This window comes from Pantoea stewartii subsp. stewartii (assembly GCF_008801695.1).
GTDB classification, from domain to species: Bacteria; Pseudomonadota; Gammaproteobacteria; order Enterobacterales; family Enterobacteriaceae; genus Pantoea; species Pantoea stewartii.
Window position 1 is genome coordinate 28,952 of the sequence record NZ_VZPF01000025.1, and the last position, 15,804, is coordinate 44,755.

Annotated in this window: 14 protein-coding genes; 6 read left to right on the forward strand and 8 right to left on the reverse strand. The window is 56.6% G+C overall.

Going from position 1 to position 15,804, the window contains the following annotated elements; all coding sequences use genetic code 11:
- Window positions 1-43: 43 nt before the first annotated feature.
- Window positions 44-1,135 carry a sodium-potassium/proton antiporter ChaA gene (chaA, locus tag F7Q90_RS09220; RefSeq protein WP_006118908.1) on the reverse strand — a complete coding sequence of 364 codons (1,092 nt, stop codon included), beginning with the start codon at window positions 1,133-1,135 and terminating at the stop codon, window positions 44-46.
- A 365-nt stretch (window positions 1,136-1,500) separates the two neighbouring features.
- Here chaA and chaB point away from each other — a divergent pair, with 365 nt between their 5' ends.
- Together chaB and F7Q90_RS09230 are read left to right on the forward strand one after the other, a co-directional pair.
- Window positions 1,501-1,731 carry a putative cation transport regulator ChaB gene (gene chaB / locus F7Q90_RS09225; protein ID WP_006118909.1) on the forward strand — a complete coding sequence of 77 codons (231 nt, stop codon included), beginning with the start codon at window positions 1,501-1,503 and terminating at the stop codon, window positions 1,729-1,731.
- A gap of 426 nt (window positions 1,732-2,157) precedes the next feature.
- Entirely contained in the window at window positions 2,158-2,832 is a 675-nt protein-coding gene (locus tag F7Q90_RS09230) for a gamma-glutamylcyclotransferase (protein WP_006118910.1), read from the forward strand.
- Between the two features lie 29 nt (window positions 2,833-2,861).
- Here F7Q90_RS09230 and F7Q90_RS09235 read toward each other — a convergent pair whose 3' ends face one another.
- The 7 genes from F7Q90_RS09235 to icmH are packed head-to-tail and all read right to left on the reverse strand — an operon-like array spanning window position 2,862 to window position 11,240.
- Window positions 2,862-4,268 carry a serine/threonine protein kinase gene (locus F7Q90_RS09235; RefSeq protein WP_006118911.1) on the reverse strand — a complete coding sequence of 469 codons (1,407 nt, stop codon included), beginning with the start codon at window positions 4,266-4,268 and terminating at the stop codon, window positions 2,862-2,864.
- A gap of 44 nt (window positions 4,269-4,312) precedes the next feature.
- On the reverse strand, window positions 4,313-5,254 hold the full coding sequence (locus F7Q90_RS09240) for a hypothetical protein (protein WP_006118912.1): 942 nt from the start codon (window positions 5,252-5,254) through the stop codon (window positions 4,313-4,315).
- A 10-nt stretch (window positions 5,255-5,264) separates the two neighbouring features.
- Window positions 5,265-6,044, reverse strand: a complete 780-nt coding sequence (locus tag F7Q90_RS09245; RefSeq protein ID WP_006118913.1) for a PP2C family protein-serine/threonine phosphatase — start codon at window positions 6,042-6,044, stop codon at window positions 5,265-5,267.
- Window positions 6,041-7,168, reverse strand: a complete 1,128-nt coding sequence (gene tagH / locus F7Q90_RS09250) for a type VI secretion system-associated FHA domain protein TagH (protein WP_006118914.1) — start codon at window positions 7,166-7,168, stop codon at window positions 6,041-6,043. The genes F7Q90_RS09245 and tagH overlap by 4 nt, the downstream gene beginning before the upstream one ends.
- Window positions 7,169-7,202: 34 nt before the next feature.
- Window positions 7,203-7,901, reverse strand: a complete 699-nt coding sequence (tagF, locus tag F7Q90_RS09255; RefSeq protein ID WP_006118915.1) for a type VI secretion system-associated protein TagF — start codon at window positions 7,899-7,901, stop codon at window positions 7,203-7,205.
- Between the two features lie 13 nt (window positions 7,902-7,914).
- Window positions 7,915-10,023 (reverse strand): type VI secretion system membrane subunit TssM, encoded by a 2,109-nt coding sequence (tssM, locus tag F7Q90_RS09260; RefSeq protein WP_006118916.1) that lies wholly within the window; start codon window positions 10,021-10,023, stop codon window positions 7,915-7,917.
- Window positions 10,023-11,240, reverse strand: a complete 1,218-nt coding sequence (icmH, locus tag F7Q90_RS09265) for a type IVB secretion system protein IcmH/DotU (RefSeq protein ID WP_006118917.1) — start codon at window positions 11,238-11,240, stop codon at window positions 10,023-10,025. The genes tssM and icmH overlap by 1 nt, the downstream gene beginning before the upstream one ends.
- Window positions 11,241-11,349: 109 nt before the next feature.
- On the opposite strand from icmH, the gene F7Q90_RS09270 reads away from it, so the two are divergent.
- From F7Q90_RS09270 to ntrB, 4 genes are all read left to right on the forward strand, one after another.
- Window positions 11,350-11,547, forward strand: a complete 198-nt coding sequence (locus F7Q90_RS09270) for a hypothetical protein (RefSeq protein WP_044241921.1) — start codon at window positions 11,350-11,352, stop codon at window positions 11,545-11,547.
- Between the two features lie 633 nt (window positions 11,548-12,180).
- Entirely contained in the window at window positions 12,181-13,404 is a 1,224-nt protein-coding gene (locus tag F7Q90_RS09275; RefSeq protein ID WP_006118918.1) for a nitrate regulatory protein, read from the forward strand.
- Window positions 13,405-13,664: 260 nt separating this feature from the next.
- Window positions 13,665-14,927, forward strand: coding sequence for a CmpA/NrtA family ABC transporter substrate-binding protein (locus F7Q90_RS09280; protein WP_006118919.1), 1,263 nt, complete (start codon window positions 13,665-13,667; stop codon window positions 14,925-14,927).
- The gene (gene ntrB, locus F7Q90_RS09285) at window positions 14,927-15,799 is read left to right on the forward strand and encodes a nitrate ABC transporter permease (protein ID WP_006118920.1); all 873 of its coding nucleotides are present in this window, start codon (window positions 14,927-14,929) and stop codon (window positions 15,797-15,799) included. Before F7Q90_RS09280 ends, ntrB begins: the two co-directional genes overlap by 1 nt.
- Window positions 15,800-15,804 lie beyond the last annotated feature (5 nt).

Here is a 15,804-nt window from a genome sequence, read left to right on the forward strand (position 1 = left end):
AGAGCGAATTCTCGCTCTTTTTTTTCGTCTCAGGTTTGTGAGATTACAGCATGATGGTCATCAGATAGCCGACAAATAAGGCCAGGTGCGCGGCACCATTCAGCACATTCGTTCTGCCGGTTGAGAAGCTAATCTGACACAGGATCAGAGAGGCAATCATAATGACCATCTGCGGCGGTTCCAGGCCGAATATCAATTCCTGGCCTGTCAGCGTCGCAATAATAGATACCGCCGGTACGGTCAGCGAAATCGTGGCCAGCACTGAGCCAAAGAACAGGTTCATCGCGCGCTGTACCTGGTTCATCAGGACGGCCCGGATGGCACCCAGACCTTCCGGTGAGAGGATCAGTAACGCCACCAGGAAGCCGGTGAACTGCTTCGGTGCGTTGAGGTCGGTCAGCAGATGCTCCAGCGGGTTAGCATTCATCTTGGTGACGGCAATCACCGCAATCAGATGCACGATCAGCCAGATGGCGTGCCAGAGGCTACTGTGCGCAGAAGGTTTACCGTGGTGAGGATCGCCATCATCACTGTCATCTTCGTGCTCATAGACAAACAGGCTCTGGTGCGTTTTGGTCTGAATCAACAGGAAAACGCCATACATCGCGGCAGAAATAGCGGCAATCAGTAAACTTTGCGCAGCGGTGAAATTTCCGCCCGGCAAGGCATTCGGAAACACCAGCACCAGGATGGCTAACGGAAAAATAGCGATCAGGTATTGCTTTACTCCGGCCAGATTCACGTATTGCGTCGCAAACTTTCTGCCGCCCAGCAGTAAGGCAAAGCCCACCAGCCCGCCGGTCACGATCATAATGATCGAGTAGAGCGTATCGCGCATCAGCGCAGGTGCCGCATCGCCGGTGGCCATCAGTGCCGAAATCAGGCTGACTTCCAGAATCACGACAGACAGGCTGAGGATCAGGGAACCATAGGGTTCGCCCAGGCGGTGAGCCAGCACATCCGCATGACGCACCACGCTGAACGCGCTGCTGAGAATAGCAACCAGCGCCAGTAAATTAATGCCGACGACGAGCGGGAGTGAGGTTTGTGCACCAAAAAAATAGAGTACACCCAGGGCAATAAGGGGAAGTATCAGTGAAAACTCTTTGTGACGTGTTTTTTCATGTAAAGGCATTCACTCTCCTCGCTGCTGAATAAAAGGGGCAATTCATTTACCCACCCTGACAGGGAAATATATAAGTCAGGCAGTGTAACTTTTCAATCGAACAGCAGGTGAAAATTTACCGCTTTTTACTTTAACACACATTCAGCCTGAAAAGGGGTTTATAAAAATTTATTCCCGCTTTTGACAGATAAATCAGTCATCAAGTAAATCCTCTTTCGCGATAATCTTCCGCATTATTGCAAAATACATCCCAATAAGGTGATCGTTAATGCCGGAACAGAGAAATAACAAGCGGAGAGGCGCAGAAACCACAGTTTGCATTTTGGCTTATCTGCGCCAGACTTATAAACCATCATGTTAGAGGAGGATAAACGATGCCTTATGCTAAGCGAAGCGACCTGCCAGAAAGCGTTAAGCACGTCCTGCCAGCGCATGCCCAAGATATCTATCAGCAGGCCTTTAACAATGCCTGGTCACAATATAAGGATCCCGATGACCGACGAGGCAATGAATCACGCGAGGAAGTGGCCCATAAAGTGGCCTGGTCAGCGGTGAAACATGACTATGAAAAAGGGGATGACGATAAATGGCATCCCAAAAAATAGTGTGTTGCGTTGTGGGCCTGAACAGCAGGCCCGTTTATATGTCCCGTCCCGCCAGCATCATGTCCGTTCTCACGCGCATTTCTTCCCTCTGATCGCCCACGTTTCAGGCTTCTTGTCGCGCCCACGTTACGCATGTTTACTTCACGTTGCGCGAGCAGGGGTTATCCTGAACGCCAGGATGCCGTGAAGAAACTCATCAGCCCTTACCGTTTTACGCGCTGTAAAACACTTTTTTGGGTGTTATAGCTGCCGCTTTTAATAGTTAAATAAAGGCTATTTTTTAGCGGATATTCCCACTCTTACTTGAAACTGATTTTGTTAATAATTAATGTCAGTTTAATGAATACAGCGTAAATTTGTGAATGTTCACGCAACAGAACCGAGGAGTGTCTTACACAGGACGTGGTGAAAGTCGAGGAGGTCGCATTGCTTACCCGGGAATTTTTATTAAAAGCGGATTGTAAAACATCATTTGGTGATATTGAGGAGACATTACTGTGGAGTTGTGAACAGCGCGCGGCGTCGCTGGCGGCAACCCTGGCATGTCGGCCCGATCACAGCCCGGTATGGATCTTCGGCTACGGTTCTCTGATGTGGAACCCGGTATTTGAAGCCGATGAAGTGGCATCGGCCTCGCTGCACGGCTGGCACCGTGCCTTTTGCTTGCGCCTCACAGCCGGGCGCGGCACGGCTTCCCATCCGGGGCGCATGCTGGCGCTGAAAGAGGGTGGCATTACGCAGGGACTGGCATTTCGCCTGCCGGAATCACAGCTGCACGACGAACTGGCATTACTGTGGAAGCGTGAAATGATCACCGGCTGCTATTTGCCGACCTGGTGTGAGCTGGTGCTGGACGATCAACGCCGCGTGACGGCGCTGGTTTTTATTATGGATCCGCGTCATCCGCTTTATGAACCGGATACCTGTCCTCAGGCGGTTGCGCCCCTGATCGCAGCGGCCAGTGGACCGTTAGGCTCGAACGCCCAGTACCTGTTTTCGCTGGAAGAAGAACTGACTAAGCGCGGGATGCAGGAGGACGATTTGATCCGCCTGGCGCACCAGGTGCGTGAACTGCAGCAGCACTGGCCAAGACAGGCGTAATCCGCGCCCGCCAGGCCAGCAGCATCCGGTCACTGGGTTGGGTTAATCAGCCAGGTGCCCGGTCTGTCAATTACCACGGACTGACTGCGCGTCGTATTCCCGGCATGCACATCAATGCGGTACTGGCCTGCCGCCAGGTTCAGCACGGCAAAACCGTTGCTGCTGGCGTGCAAGGCCACGGGCTGACCGTTCAGTACCACCTGTTCATCACCGGCCAGTTTCAGGTAAACCATCGCCAGGCCCGCGGGCACCGTGCCGGTCGCTGGTGCAGCACTGCGTTTCGCCACCTGCGGCACCGAAGCGGTTTGCGAGTTTTCAACCCACACCACCGCGCCGACGGCAATAACGGCAACGGCGGCCAGCGCCAGAAGCCCCGGTGACAGACGACGCACTGTGCGTCCGGTCAGCGGTTCCGCCATCGTCGCCCCGTGATTCATCGCCAGGACCACCGGTGGGACCGTGTCGGCCGCGGCTGCGTCCAGTTGGTTTTGCGCGTCATTGCGCTGTTGCAGACTGTTAACGACCGCCTCCACATCGCTGACCGGTAAGGCAATGAGGGCAGCAAACACGTCGATGCTCTGCGGACGATCGTGCGGTTTCATCAATAGCGCACAGTCAATGGCATGCAGCAGCGGCAGCGAATAGCCTGAAGGCTTACGCACTACCAGCGGTTGATAGTTGTCTTCAATGCAGCGCACCACGCTGACCGGCGGCGGGGAGCCGGTAATCAGCGTGTGCAGTACCGCGCCCAGCGCATAGATGTCTGTCCACGGGCCTTGTTCACCTTCGCCTTCTTCGCTGTACTGCTCAATGGGGGCAAACCCCGGCTTCAGCATGATTTCGGTTTCATCAGAGAGATTGCCTATCTCTTTGCGGGCGGAGCCAAAGTCGAGCAGCACCGGCAGTTGATTTTCCTGAATCTGGATATTATCCAGCGAAATATCACGGTGCAGATAGCCAGCCTGATGAATGGTATTGATAGCCCCCAGCAAGGGCGGCAGTAAGCGGCGAATCCAGTCTTCGGTGATAGACTCATGGCTGGTTAACTGCCACTCTTTCAACGTCATGCCGTTGTAGTAAAGTGTGCCCATATAGGCGGTGCCGTTTTGTTCCCAGAAGCGCAGGACATGCAACAGGCCCGGATGATTGAAGCGTGCCAGCAGTCGGGCTTCCTGAATAAAGCTGTTCAGACCGGCATTAAACAGCTTCTGAAAACGTTCACCGCGCAACTCCAGCGACATATCCGCCGTCCTGACCGCCAGCGAAACAGGCATGTATTCTTTAATGGCAATGGTGCGTTCAAGTTGATGGTCCCATGCGCGATAGACAATGCCGAAACCGCCGCCGCCAATCACCTCTTTGATTTCGAACTCGTTAAAGCGATATCCGTCAGGCAAGGCATTCGGTACTGCTTTCTGATTGTCATTAGCCGACATAGTGGACTCTCTGAACTGGGCCTGCTTGCCAGGCAACGCGATAATTAATGGATGTTACGCCAGACACCTGCGCCGGGATCAACCTGATCCGCGCGCAAGGTGTCCACAAGTAACACATTCACTTTCTGTTGTGACGGTAAACTGCCTGACCACCGGCTACGCAGCGTGTCGAGCCGTGCAGACAGGGCGCTGGCATTCTGCTGCGCAGTGGCTTTATCCGCTCTGACCAGAAGGGTGCCCTCAAACCGCCACAGATGTTGCGTATCGTCGAAAGGCAGCACCAGCCAGCTGTCAGGCGCATCGGCACGGGTCACAATCATGCGCTGTTTATTGACGCTAACGATTTGCAGGGCGTTACCGGCAATGGTCAGACTGGCGATCGGGTAACCCTGGTAAAACGTGACAGCAAGCGTCTGCGGTTGGCCGTGTCCACTGACGGTAATATCACTGTTGCCTTCGAGCCAGCCTTCCGACGAGCAGCGCAACCGACCGCCTTGCGGGACAAAGATCGACAATCCGTTTTCGTCCCATGCGGTGCGAAAGCGGCAGCCATCAGGTAACGCAAAATGCTGTAACGGGGTGCTGTCTGCTGGCCGCGACGCGACAACCGGAACGTTACTGCTTGTGGCAGCATCGGCGTTCACAATCAGACGCCAGTTCTGCAATTTACTGGCGCTGCCGGAAGCCAGCACGCAGCCCTGGCTGTTGGTCATTTGCCAGGGCAGAACGTCCAGTTCATTACACTGATTCGCTAAAAGTGTCCCGACGCGCGGCAGGAACGATTTAAGGATCTCTGCATTCTGGCTCTTACCCGAGACAATACGCAGTGGCAGTGTCTCCTGGCACCAGTCGTCGGGCGTTTTGCCTTCAACGTTGTCGATATACACTTCCAGTTCGAGGCTGGGTGAGTACACCACGCGATAATTTTCCGCCTGCGCAGTAAAGGCCATCAACAAGGTAGCCAGAGCGGGCAACCACACTTTCATAGCGTTTCTTTCATCCATCACGAGAAGGCAGAAAACGGGTTGAGTCAGCCAGCGAATAAAGCAGCGTGGCCTCCTGCGGTTCGCCGATCCACACGGCCAGCGCACTCAGATTATCTTTCTTTACTTCACGGCTCACGGCATGTTCCATCAACGTCAGCCACTCTTCACAGGCATTCACCATGCGCAAGGTCTGCTCCATTTCCCGGGTGGTCAGATTGAGCCAAAACCCGTCGCTACAGACTAAAAACGCATCGCCGTCTTCCAGCAGTATTTCGTCAGAAAAGCTCACAGGATGGGCAGGTTCTGTGCCGAGCGCATTATAAAGTAAATTACTGTTAATTCCGGTATTTTCATAGCCTGCCTCGCTCAGTTTTTGCACAAGGCTGTGGTCGCGGGTGACCGCATTGAGCACGCCATGCCGAAAGTGGTAAACCCGGCTGTCGCCCGCGTGCGCCCACCATGCGCGCTGTCGGGTGCGGTCGATAAACAGGCCCGCCAGCGTGGTGCACATCGTGGCAAAATTCGGATTATTACCCTGTGCGATTTCAAGCACAGAGCGGCACGTTTCTATCGCCTGCTGTGTGAAGGCGAGAGTAAGGTGCGGACAGGTGTGCAACTGAGTCAGCAGGCTGTCGCATACCAGTTGTGCCGCCTGTTCCCCACCGGGCAGTCCCGCTACGCCGTCGCATACCACGAAGCTGGCCTGATGGGCATCCAGTACCACACCGGTGCGATCCGCATGTTCATCACGCTGACCTTGCTGACTTCGCTGGGCAAACGCGATATTCATGCATCATCCGTACGCGCCTGGGAATCTTTGTACTGATTCACCTCCATGTCGTAAGCATGAAGGAAAGCTTCACCAAACAGCGTATGGAAATCGTCTTCGATTTCACCCGCAGTGCGCTGATAGCGGCGAGTGAAATAGTCCCACAGTGCGGCTTTTTGATAAGGCGTAAACGGGACTTTTGACACGGCACCGTCTGACTTCGCCTGCTCCTCCAGCCCCTGCGGATTAAACGACTGCAACATGGCGGCGATGATGGCGCGGATCCCGGCGATCATGCCCAACTGATGTGCCTGCAGATCCACCAGCGCATCCCGTACCGCCTGTTCAGGCTGCATAAAGCCCGGCATCTGGCTCTGGTACATCTGCATCAATACGGTTTTGCCCGAGGGCAGAATCTTGAACGGGTTATTCGCTTCGTTCAGGATCATTGTCATTTCCGCTTTGACGCCCCGTTTAAGGATAGAGCGCGACGACAGCAATGCCACCGTGCCCTGCGAAAACAGACTTAACATGCGGCCAGTGGTCCGCATCTGTTCTTCGTTAATCACCGTATTGTGGCCGTTGCTTAGTCCCATACCGTCAAGCAGCGCCGCGACCAGGTTGTCGTGATCGTGTGCGGCGGACGAGGGTGCATATCGGGACTCACCGGCCTGGGGATCGATGGCCAGTCTGGCATCGCCCCGGTGGTCGTGGCGTCTGGCGACAGGTTCCTGAGCGACCTCTTCGACTTCAGTAAATTCGGGGATATCCAGCGGATTCGTCTGCGGGCCCGCATGGCTAAAAAACGCCAACGGATCGCTGTTGATGCCCTGTACCGCAGGGTCACGTACGTCGATGGCATAGTCGCCGATGCGCAGAGCATCCCCGTGTTTCAGGCTCACCTGCATTCCCCGGCTGAGCGGCACACCGTTGTGTTCGACCGGTGTCACGCTGCCCTGATTAGTCAGGCGGCACTCTCCGTTACAGGACAGGTGCACCAGCGCCTGCAGACGAGAAATAGAACGGGCTTCATCCGGTAACACCAAATCGTTATCCTGACTGCGGCCGATCGTGCCGCCCGGCGGATGAAACGTGACGGTTTTCACCGGCACATCAGACGTGCATTGAACGATGGTAAATTGCATGAGCTATCCCGTTATGAAGGACAAAGGCAACGTCTCACTCGAACATCGGTGGATAGAGGCCGTTGCGTCCCGGCTGTGCACCTGCTGCCGGATTAAACAGTAATGAGAACAGTTCTGCCGTGAGGGTACCGCTATGCTTGTGTGTCGCATGTACGAAACCGTCACTGCGGTTGCTCCACCAGTAACTTATGTGTTGCTGCGGGTCGAAATGTTCGGCGACGTCCTGCCAGCTCAGTGTGCAGGGCAAATCCGCGAAACCGATTACATCCATAATATCTGACGGCTGCTGGACCGGGACCATCAGCGGAGCCAGGGCCTGGATGTGCTGATCGAGCTGGTCCGGGCTCAGGCCGTGAGTCACGGCATTCAGCAGCGTGGCCCCCAAATCCTGATACCAGTCTCCCGAGATCGTTAACTGTGCCGGATGCCACTGACTGAGCGGAAAGCTCAGCAAGGCCAGCAGCGGCCAGGCGCGCCCCACACGATCGCATGACGGTAACAGGCAGCCCATCTGTACCTGCTGACGCGTTGGCGTGATCGGTAACACAAAATTCCACACCGGCGCGCGCAGAAAATCGGCGCTCACGGCCGCGTCCTGCTGATGCCAGTGAATGAGGCCCTGCTGAAACCAGTGATTCCACGGCGTGATGACCTGTTCAGTGAGCCGATGATGTATAAAGTCCCCTGTTGAGGGCAGTTTGCCAAACCAGCCAGGGGCCAGAGATACAGACATGTTCACCTCGCCATTATGGATTATGCGTCGTCGGGCGCTGTGCCTTCGCGGGGGCAATCGCCAGTACCGCGCCGCCGCGCCCCGCATTGTTCAAATTATCAGCCAGCTTGCGCATCATCAGCGCATTGTCACGCGCATAAGGTGAAGACTGAATTTGCTGATCGAGTAGCTGGCTTAAGTGCCAGTCAAGCTGCTGCAAATCCCGCGCGCTGACCTTTTCAGGTAACGAACGCTGCAGATTTTGCAGGAGCCAGGCCCGTAGAAATTCCCCATCGTAGTTTCTGGGCTGATACAGCATCTGATAAGCGCGGAGCGCATTACGACTGTATTCATTGTCATCACCGGGATCGTTACGCAGCAGGTTGGTGATCTGCTGAGCGACCCGGGGCAGCAGTAAAGACTTAAGCGCATTTTGATAAAGCGCCCAGGCGGCATCGCTGACCTGATTGCCACGATATAAGCCTGCCCGCATAGTAAGCGGCGGATTATCGAGAGAAAACTGGTCGGACACCGGTAACTTCACCAGGTTATTCAGAAAGGGTAGCAGATCAAAAATATTATCAGCGGGCTGATGTATCACTTGCTGACTTTGTGCAGAAATTGCCGGTACGCGCGCGGTAACCTGCTGCAGATAATGCTGGTTCTGATAGTAGCTGATCAACCACAGTCCGCTCATGATCACCAGCGCCCCGGCCAGCATGCCATAGCCAATCCAGTGCAGGAGCTGATTACGGTATTCCCAGCGGCGATTGCTGCCCGCCAGACCACTTTCTTTAAACACCAGATTGCTCAGCAAATCACGAATAAAAAAGCTCTGGCCTTTATTGCCGGGAATAGGGCTGTTGCGGTTGACCCGATCCCAGGCGGCAATCGAGTGAGCCCCCGCCTGACGCAGTTGCAGTTTGCGGCTCAGCTCGCCCATCACGCGGTCAAAAGGCAAACCTTCCTGTGTACCGCTGGTAAAGAACAGTCCACGAGGATTCCAGGCCACGGTCTCAGAACGCGGGGAAAAAATGCTGTCCAGGTATTCGCTGAGCAGGGGACGCAGCGAAGCAAACTCCTGCGGAAACAGAAAACATTCTGCCCGCTCATTGAGGTCGCGCTCATGGGTCATTTGCCCGGCCAGTTGCTGCTGCAGTTGCTGTTTTAACTGGGTAAACTGCCCCTCGAAGTGAAGATGCCAGTCCTGCTTGTGTGGCTTACCGGCTTCCCAGGGAAACGTGAAGCCCCAGATAGCATCGCGGCGGGCCTTCTCCATGCTGCCAAAATAACTCATAAAGCCTTTCAGCAGGTCGGTTTTGGTCACCATGACATAGACGGGAAAATGAATACCGGTGTGCTGATGCAGTTCGTTCAGCCGTTCGCGCAGGGCGTTCGCCTGTTCGTAACGCGCCTCAGCCGAATCGCTGAGTAAATCCGCGACGCTGATGGTCAGGATGACGCCGTTGATCGGCTGCCGCGCCCGATAGCGCTTCAGCAGATTGATAAAACTCTGCCACTCGCTGGCATCGCGTGCCCGCTGGCTTTCCTGTAACGCATAGCGCCCGGCGGTATCGATCAGCACGGCGCTGTCGGTGAACCACCAGTCGCAGTGTCGGGTACCGCCGACGCCGCGAACGGCCTCGTTGCCGAACGTATCGGTCAGGGGAAATTTCAGGCCGGCATTGAGCAGAGCGGTGGTTTTACCGGCACCCGGCGCACCAATCATCAGATACCAGGGAAGCTGATAGAGGTAATTGGCGTTAATCCGTGCCCACAGGCTGCCCTGGCGTCGGCCAAAATGGGTGCGCTTGAGGCGCATGGCCGCCTCACTAAAGCGCTGGCTGAGCAGCGCCTCAGTGGCCTGCCGTTCCGCCGGATCGTCGCTCTCTGCTACCTGCAACCGGTCAAGCAGGCGACTGTTGAACCAGGCACGGTACAGCGCAGGAATCAACTGAAAACCAATCCAGAGAAGATAAAGCAGACTGACCACAATCTTGCGGTGTAGCGCGGGTTCAAGCGGGCGGGTTTCATTCCACGCGATAAGCGGTCCCAGCATCCACAGCAGGCAACTCAGTGCCGTGACGCCAATAAAGCTCCACAGCAGCCGATGCGTTAAGAATAAGCGGAAAGAAGCGCGCATCAGGGTGTTCCTTGGTGAGTACTCAGTGTTTCAGGTGCGGCAAACAGCGTAATTTCAACACGGCGATTACGGGTACGGTTCTCGCTGCTGTCGTTGGGCAGCAGCGGATCGCTGTCGCCGCGGCCTTCTGACCGGAGCACGTGTGAATCGGCCAGTTGCACCTGCAGTAACTGGCTAATCGCCCGGGCACGGGCGAAAGAGAATTCATAGTTTGAGGCAAACCGACTGCCGTCAACAGGCTGATCGTCGGTAAACACCGACACCAGAATGGTGCCTTTGACGTCTTTCATCGCTGCGGAGACCCGCGCCAGAAGCGCCCGGCCCACCGGATTAATCACCGTGCCCTGTTCGGCAAACAGCTTGTCTGCCGGGATAATCACTTTGCTGCCAAACGCACCGTCGCTGACTTCGAGCTGGCCGGCGGCGATCACGTCATTTAACCGCTGACGTAAGTCGAGCAGCGCCTGTGGCGAAGAAGGGCGACGATTCATCATGATTTGTGGCAACGGCATATTATACAGACTGCGCAGCAGAGGCTCAGCCGCATTGCCGAGCCGCCAGTTGAGTCCGCTGTAAATCAGGCAGCCGATCAGGGCGACCAGCATGGCACAGGCCCAGAGTGGCACCATCGGACGGGCCAGCGTATTAACCAGCGGATGTACCTGCACCAGCGGCGTGGACTCCGTGGTTTGCTGCGCACGGGTTTCGTCGATCAGCGCTTTTAACCTTGCCCGCAGGCTGTCGCACTGCGCCCGGCCTTTTTCACTGCCCCGGTAACGCCCTTCATAACCCAGCAGCAGGCAGTAATTAATAATTTCCAGCAGCCAAAGGTGCTGCTGAGGGCTTTGTGAAATGCGTGAAAGCAGCTGGAAGAACTTTTCGCCGCCCCAGCTTTCATTATGGAAGGTCACCAGCATGCCGTTGCCGGACCAGACGCCGCGCGTGCCCCATGGCGTTTGCGCGGCGGCTTCATCCAGGGCACTGCACACACAGTACCGTGCACCGATGATCATCTCAAACGGCAGGCCTGCCTGCTTGCAGCGTTGTTCAAACAGGCGGATTTCATCAGTCAGAGACTGACGTAAACCTGCCGGGTCATCGTGGGTAGCAGCCTGACGAATTTGCACCACCGCATTCAGCAGAGGCGCGGCCGCTTTAAGTAACAAATTTTCGCGACCAGAGGTCGTCACCTCACGCGGTGAAGATTCCACGCTCATGGCTGTGTGTACTTCCCGCGTTGCGTTGCGCGTCCGGCAGTATGCGCAGGACGGCAGGGGTTAAATTTCATCAGTTCATGATCCAGGTTGCCGTCGTGACAGGACCGCAGTGTCTGCTGTCGCCACCCACGTCAACGCACAGGGGTTAAGTTATCTGGCCATGCAAATGCGTGCTGCCTCGCGTGTCACCGTCAGGACGATGGTTCACACCGGTGGTCAGCTCAACCTCGCCGGGAGCCTGCCCGCGGATATCACCGCAATGGCATATCCGTATCGGCAACGTCGGGGTAGACCGGGGCTGTGTTGAGCCTTTGCCCGCGCGGCCTGACTCAGGCAAGGGCGGTGGGCATGTCCCGAACAGGGCGCGCACGTTCCACTGCACGTCACCGGCGAATCGGCATTGACCGAGGAGGGGGCGTTTTGCTGCCGGACAAAAAATGTGCAGCTAACGGGCAAAACGCTAAATGATTTTTCACCCTTTTCCTCACGTCAGTGTCTCTGCCTGCACCATGTTTATCACACGTATCGCGCCTCCTCATCGGGAGGCGCACAGCCGGGCAGGTGATCTGTTCAGAGACAAGGCCGCTCATGGTCACTCTTTACAGCGCTCAGTCTACCTAAGACTTTTGAGAATTCAAACCATTGCACCCAATGATATAGCATGGTAATGGCTGTTTAGCCCGTTCCTTGTGCAGGGGCTTCAGGGATGGCGCCTCCGGGGCAGTATCGGGCGCATTACTCGCGACATTTCGCCTCAAAAAAGCGGGTGATCCCATCCCTGCCACGGCCCGGCGGCCTGGGTAAAAGAATAAGCCGCGTTAACCACTTTACACCGCAGTGAGAAACGGAAAGGGCGGAACGTGCGGCACAAGCCGTCAGGCTAAGAAAAGACGGCACGGCTTTTGCTTGACTCCTTTTTTGTACGAAAAGGGGGTGAGCAATGGATGACGCACTGAGCTGGGTGCAGGCCTCACGGCAAAGCGATATTGCCAGCCTGCAACGCCTTCGCCAGACCGGTAAACTCATTACCACCGTCAGCGAACTGGTGCATCAGCTTCAGCGTGAGCGGGGGGCGAGCACTCTGTGGATTTGTTCTGAAGGCCGGCTTTACGGTGAGCAGCGGCTCGCCAGTGAGCAGGATGTGACGCGCTGCCAACGGGATTTTTGCCAGGCCTTACCCAAAGCCGAAGCCCAGCCGGGATACAGCCGGTTCTGTAACCTGATCGCTGCCGCGCTGCAGGCCCTGGCCGGGTTACCGGCGTTGCGCCAGCAGATTACGCAACAACAGATTGTGCACGCGCAGGCCGTTGCGGCATTTAACACAATTATCCGTAGCTTACTGAACCTGGTCTTTGAAGCCGCCGACACCGCCAGCCATCCTGACATTACCCGCGCGCTCATTGCGCTGTTCAGCTTTATGCAGGGCAAAGAGCTGGCGGGACAGGAGCGCGCTCTGGGAGCGGCTGGCTTTGCCGCCGGCCAGTTCAGCGCCGAGCAACGCAGCGCCATGGTGGCCTTAATTGAAGCACAGGAACAAAGTTTTTCGACGTTCCAGCAGTTTGCCGATGAGGCGGTTTTGCACCACTGGCAGCCGCTGGCGCAGGCCAGTCGCGAGATTGAACGACTGCGGCGCATTGCCTGTACAGACGGGCGGCGGGATGACAGCGGCGCACCGCACTGGTTTTCACTGCTGTCACAGCGTATCGATCAAATGAAACTGCTGGAGGATCAGCTGTCAGCCACGCTGATGTCGCGCTGCCGCGAGGCGATCGCACTGGCACAGCATCAGGCCGCTGAACCCCTGCATGTGGCACAGTCGGGCTGCAATTTTACGTTATATGTCTCCGGGGCGGACTGGCTGGCTGCCGAGTCCGGTGCGCTGAACAGCGACGGGCTGGCGCCCCAGCTCGGTCGCTCGCTGCTGTCGTTGATCGCGGAGCAGTCCCAGCGTTTGCAGCATCAGGCCAATGAGCTGGCCACTCTGCGCGCCACGCTGGAAGAGCGCAAACTGCTCGACCAGGCTAAAAACTGGCTGATGCAGCAGCATGGGTTGAGTGAAGAGCACGCCTGGCAACGGCTGCGTAAAAGCGCGATGGATCAGAACAAACGGCTGCCGGAAATCGCTCAGGCGATCGTCACGGTGGCCGCCACGATGAAGAGGTAACTCGAAAGCGTTAGCTGCACAATGCTTGTGCGTGATCTGCGTCACCAATGTGCAAAATCGGTTAAAAACTCACCAGAGAAAACCCTGAAGCGCCACGCGCAGGACCGTTTCAAAGCTGGCACGCGGTTTGCTTTACCTTACTGAGTGTGTGCATTTGCTTTGCCAACGGCGGTAAAGCGAGTGCTTTGGATAAAGGCGTCCATCTCCCTGTGAAAGCAGTGGAGAGGACGCCTTTTTTTATTTCCTGAGGGTGGCAAAAAATGAGCAAATCGCCAGTTTCACTGTCTCGTCGTCAACTGCTGTTATCCAGCGCCGCCGTTGGCGGGCTGTGGCTGTTGCCGGGATTGCGCAACGCCGTATGGGCGGCGGGTTCCGATGCGCCAGAAAAAGCCACCGTGCGGGTGGGATTTATTCCGCTGACCGACTGTGCGCCGGTCGTCATGGCCTCGGTGAAAGGCTTTGACAAAAAATATGGTCTGACGCTACAGCCCAGTAAAGAAGCCAGTTGGGCAGCCGTCCGCGACAAGCTGATCTCCGGTGAGCTCGATGCGGCACACGTCCTGTACAGCCTGATCTATGGCCTGCAACTGGGCGTTGCCGGCCCGCAGCATGCGATGGCGAACCTGATGACGCTCAATAACAATGGCCAGGCGATCTCCTTGTCGAACCAGCTGAAAGCGCAGAAGGTTACCGATGCCGCCAGCCTGAAAAAGAGCATCGACAGCCAGGCCAAAGGCAGTCTCACCTTTGCCCATACCTTTCCGACCAGCACCCACGCGATGTGGCTGTACTACTGGCTGGCGAATGCCGGTATCAATCCGTTTGATGACGTGCGCACCGTCGTCGTGCCGCCGCCGCAGATGGTGATGAATATGAAGATTGGCAATATGAGTGGCTTCTGTGTGGGCGAGCCGTGGAACCAGCGCTCCATCAGCGACGATATTGGTTTTACCGTCGCCACCAGTCAGCAGATTTGGCCCGATCATCCCGAAAAAATTCTCGGCACCCGCGCCGCGTGGGTGAAAGAGAACCCCAATACGGCGCGCGCGCTGACGGCGGCTGTCCTTGAGACGGCACGCTGGATCGATGCCTCCGATGATAACCGCCGCGAAACGGCGCAGGTGCTGGCCGGGCGCGCCTGGATCAACACCAAACCTGAGATTCTGCAAGGCCGCATGCTCGGCCAGTACGAAAACGGGCTGGGACAGAAATGGCAGGATCCGCATGCGATGCGCTTCTTCCATGACGGCAGCGTCAGTTTCCCGTATCTGTCCGATGGTATGTGGTTCCTTACCCAGCTTAAGCGCTGGGGAATGCTGACCCAGGATCCGGACTACCTGGCTGTCGCAAAGCAGATCAACCAGATCGATATCTACAAACAGGCTGCCAGCGCTGTCGGCAACGTCACGTTGCCCGGCAGTGAGATGCGCAGCAGCACCCTGATGGACGGCAAAGTATGGGATGGATTGAATCCTGCCGCTTACGCTGCCAGCTTTGCCATTAACCATAAAGAGAGGTCGTGATGAAAACCCAGACTCGCTCGCTGGCGCAGCCTGAGACGCTGCCCACCCACGCCACCGTGGTGCCCCTTCAGGTGACGCCAAAAAAGATGCGTTCACCTGCGCGCCTGCGTCCGTTTTTGCAGCGTGCCATTCCCGCGCTGTGCGGTGTGCTGCTTCTGCTCCTGATCTGGCAGATCGCGGCGCTTTCCAGCAAAGGCTTTCCCGGCCCGTACGCCACCTGGGAGGCGGCGAAAGTCCTGTTCGCCGATCCGTTCTATAACAACGGTCCCAACGATCAGGGCATCGGCTGGAATGTGCTGGCCTCGCTGCAGCGCGTGGCTGTCGGCTTTGGTCTGGCCGCGCTGGTGGGGATTCCCGCAGGCTTTCTGCTGGGGCGTTTTACCTTTGTGGCACGCATGTTCAATCCGGTTATCGCGCTACTGCGCCCGGTAAGCCCGCTGGCCTGGCTGCCTATCGGCCTGCTGCTGTTTCAGCGCGCCGAACCGGCCTCCAGCTGGACCATTTTTATCTGTTCCATCTGGCCGATGATTATCAATACCGCAGAAGGCGTACAGCGCATTCCCCAGGATTACCTCAACGTGGCGCGCGTGCTGCAACTGTCGGAATGGACCATCCTGCGCCGCATCCTGTTTCCCGCCGTTCTGCCAGCGGTGCTGACCGGGGTCCGCCTGTCGATTGGCATCGCCTGGCTGGTGATCGTGGCCGCCGAAATGCTGACGGGCGGCCTGGGGATCGGCTTCTGGATCTGGAACGAGTGGAACAACCTCAATGTTGAAAACATCCTGATTGCCATTTTGCTGATTGGCGTCGTTGGCCTGCTACTGGAGCAGGGACTGATGCTGCTGGCGCGTCGTTTTAGCTGGGATAAATAAGGGGA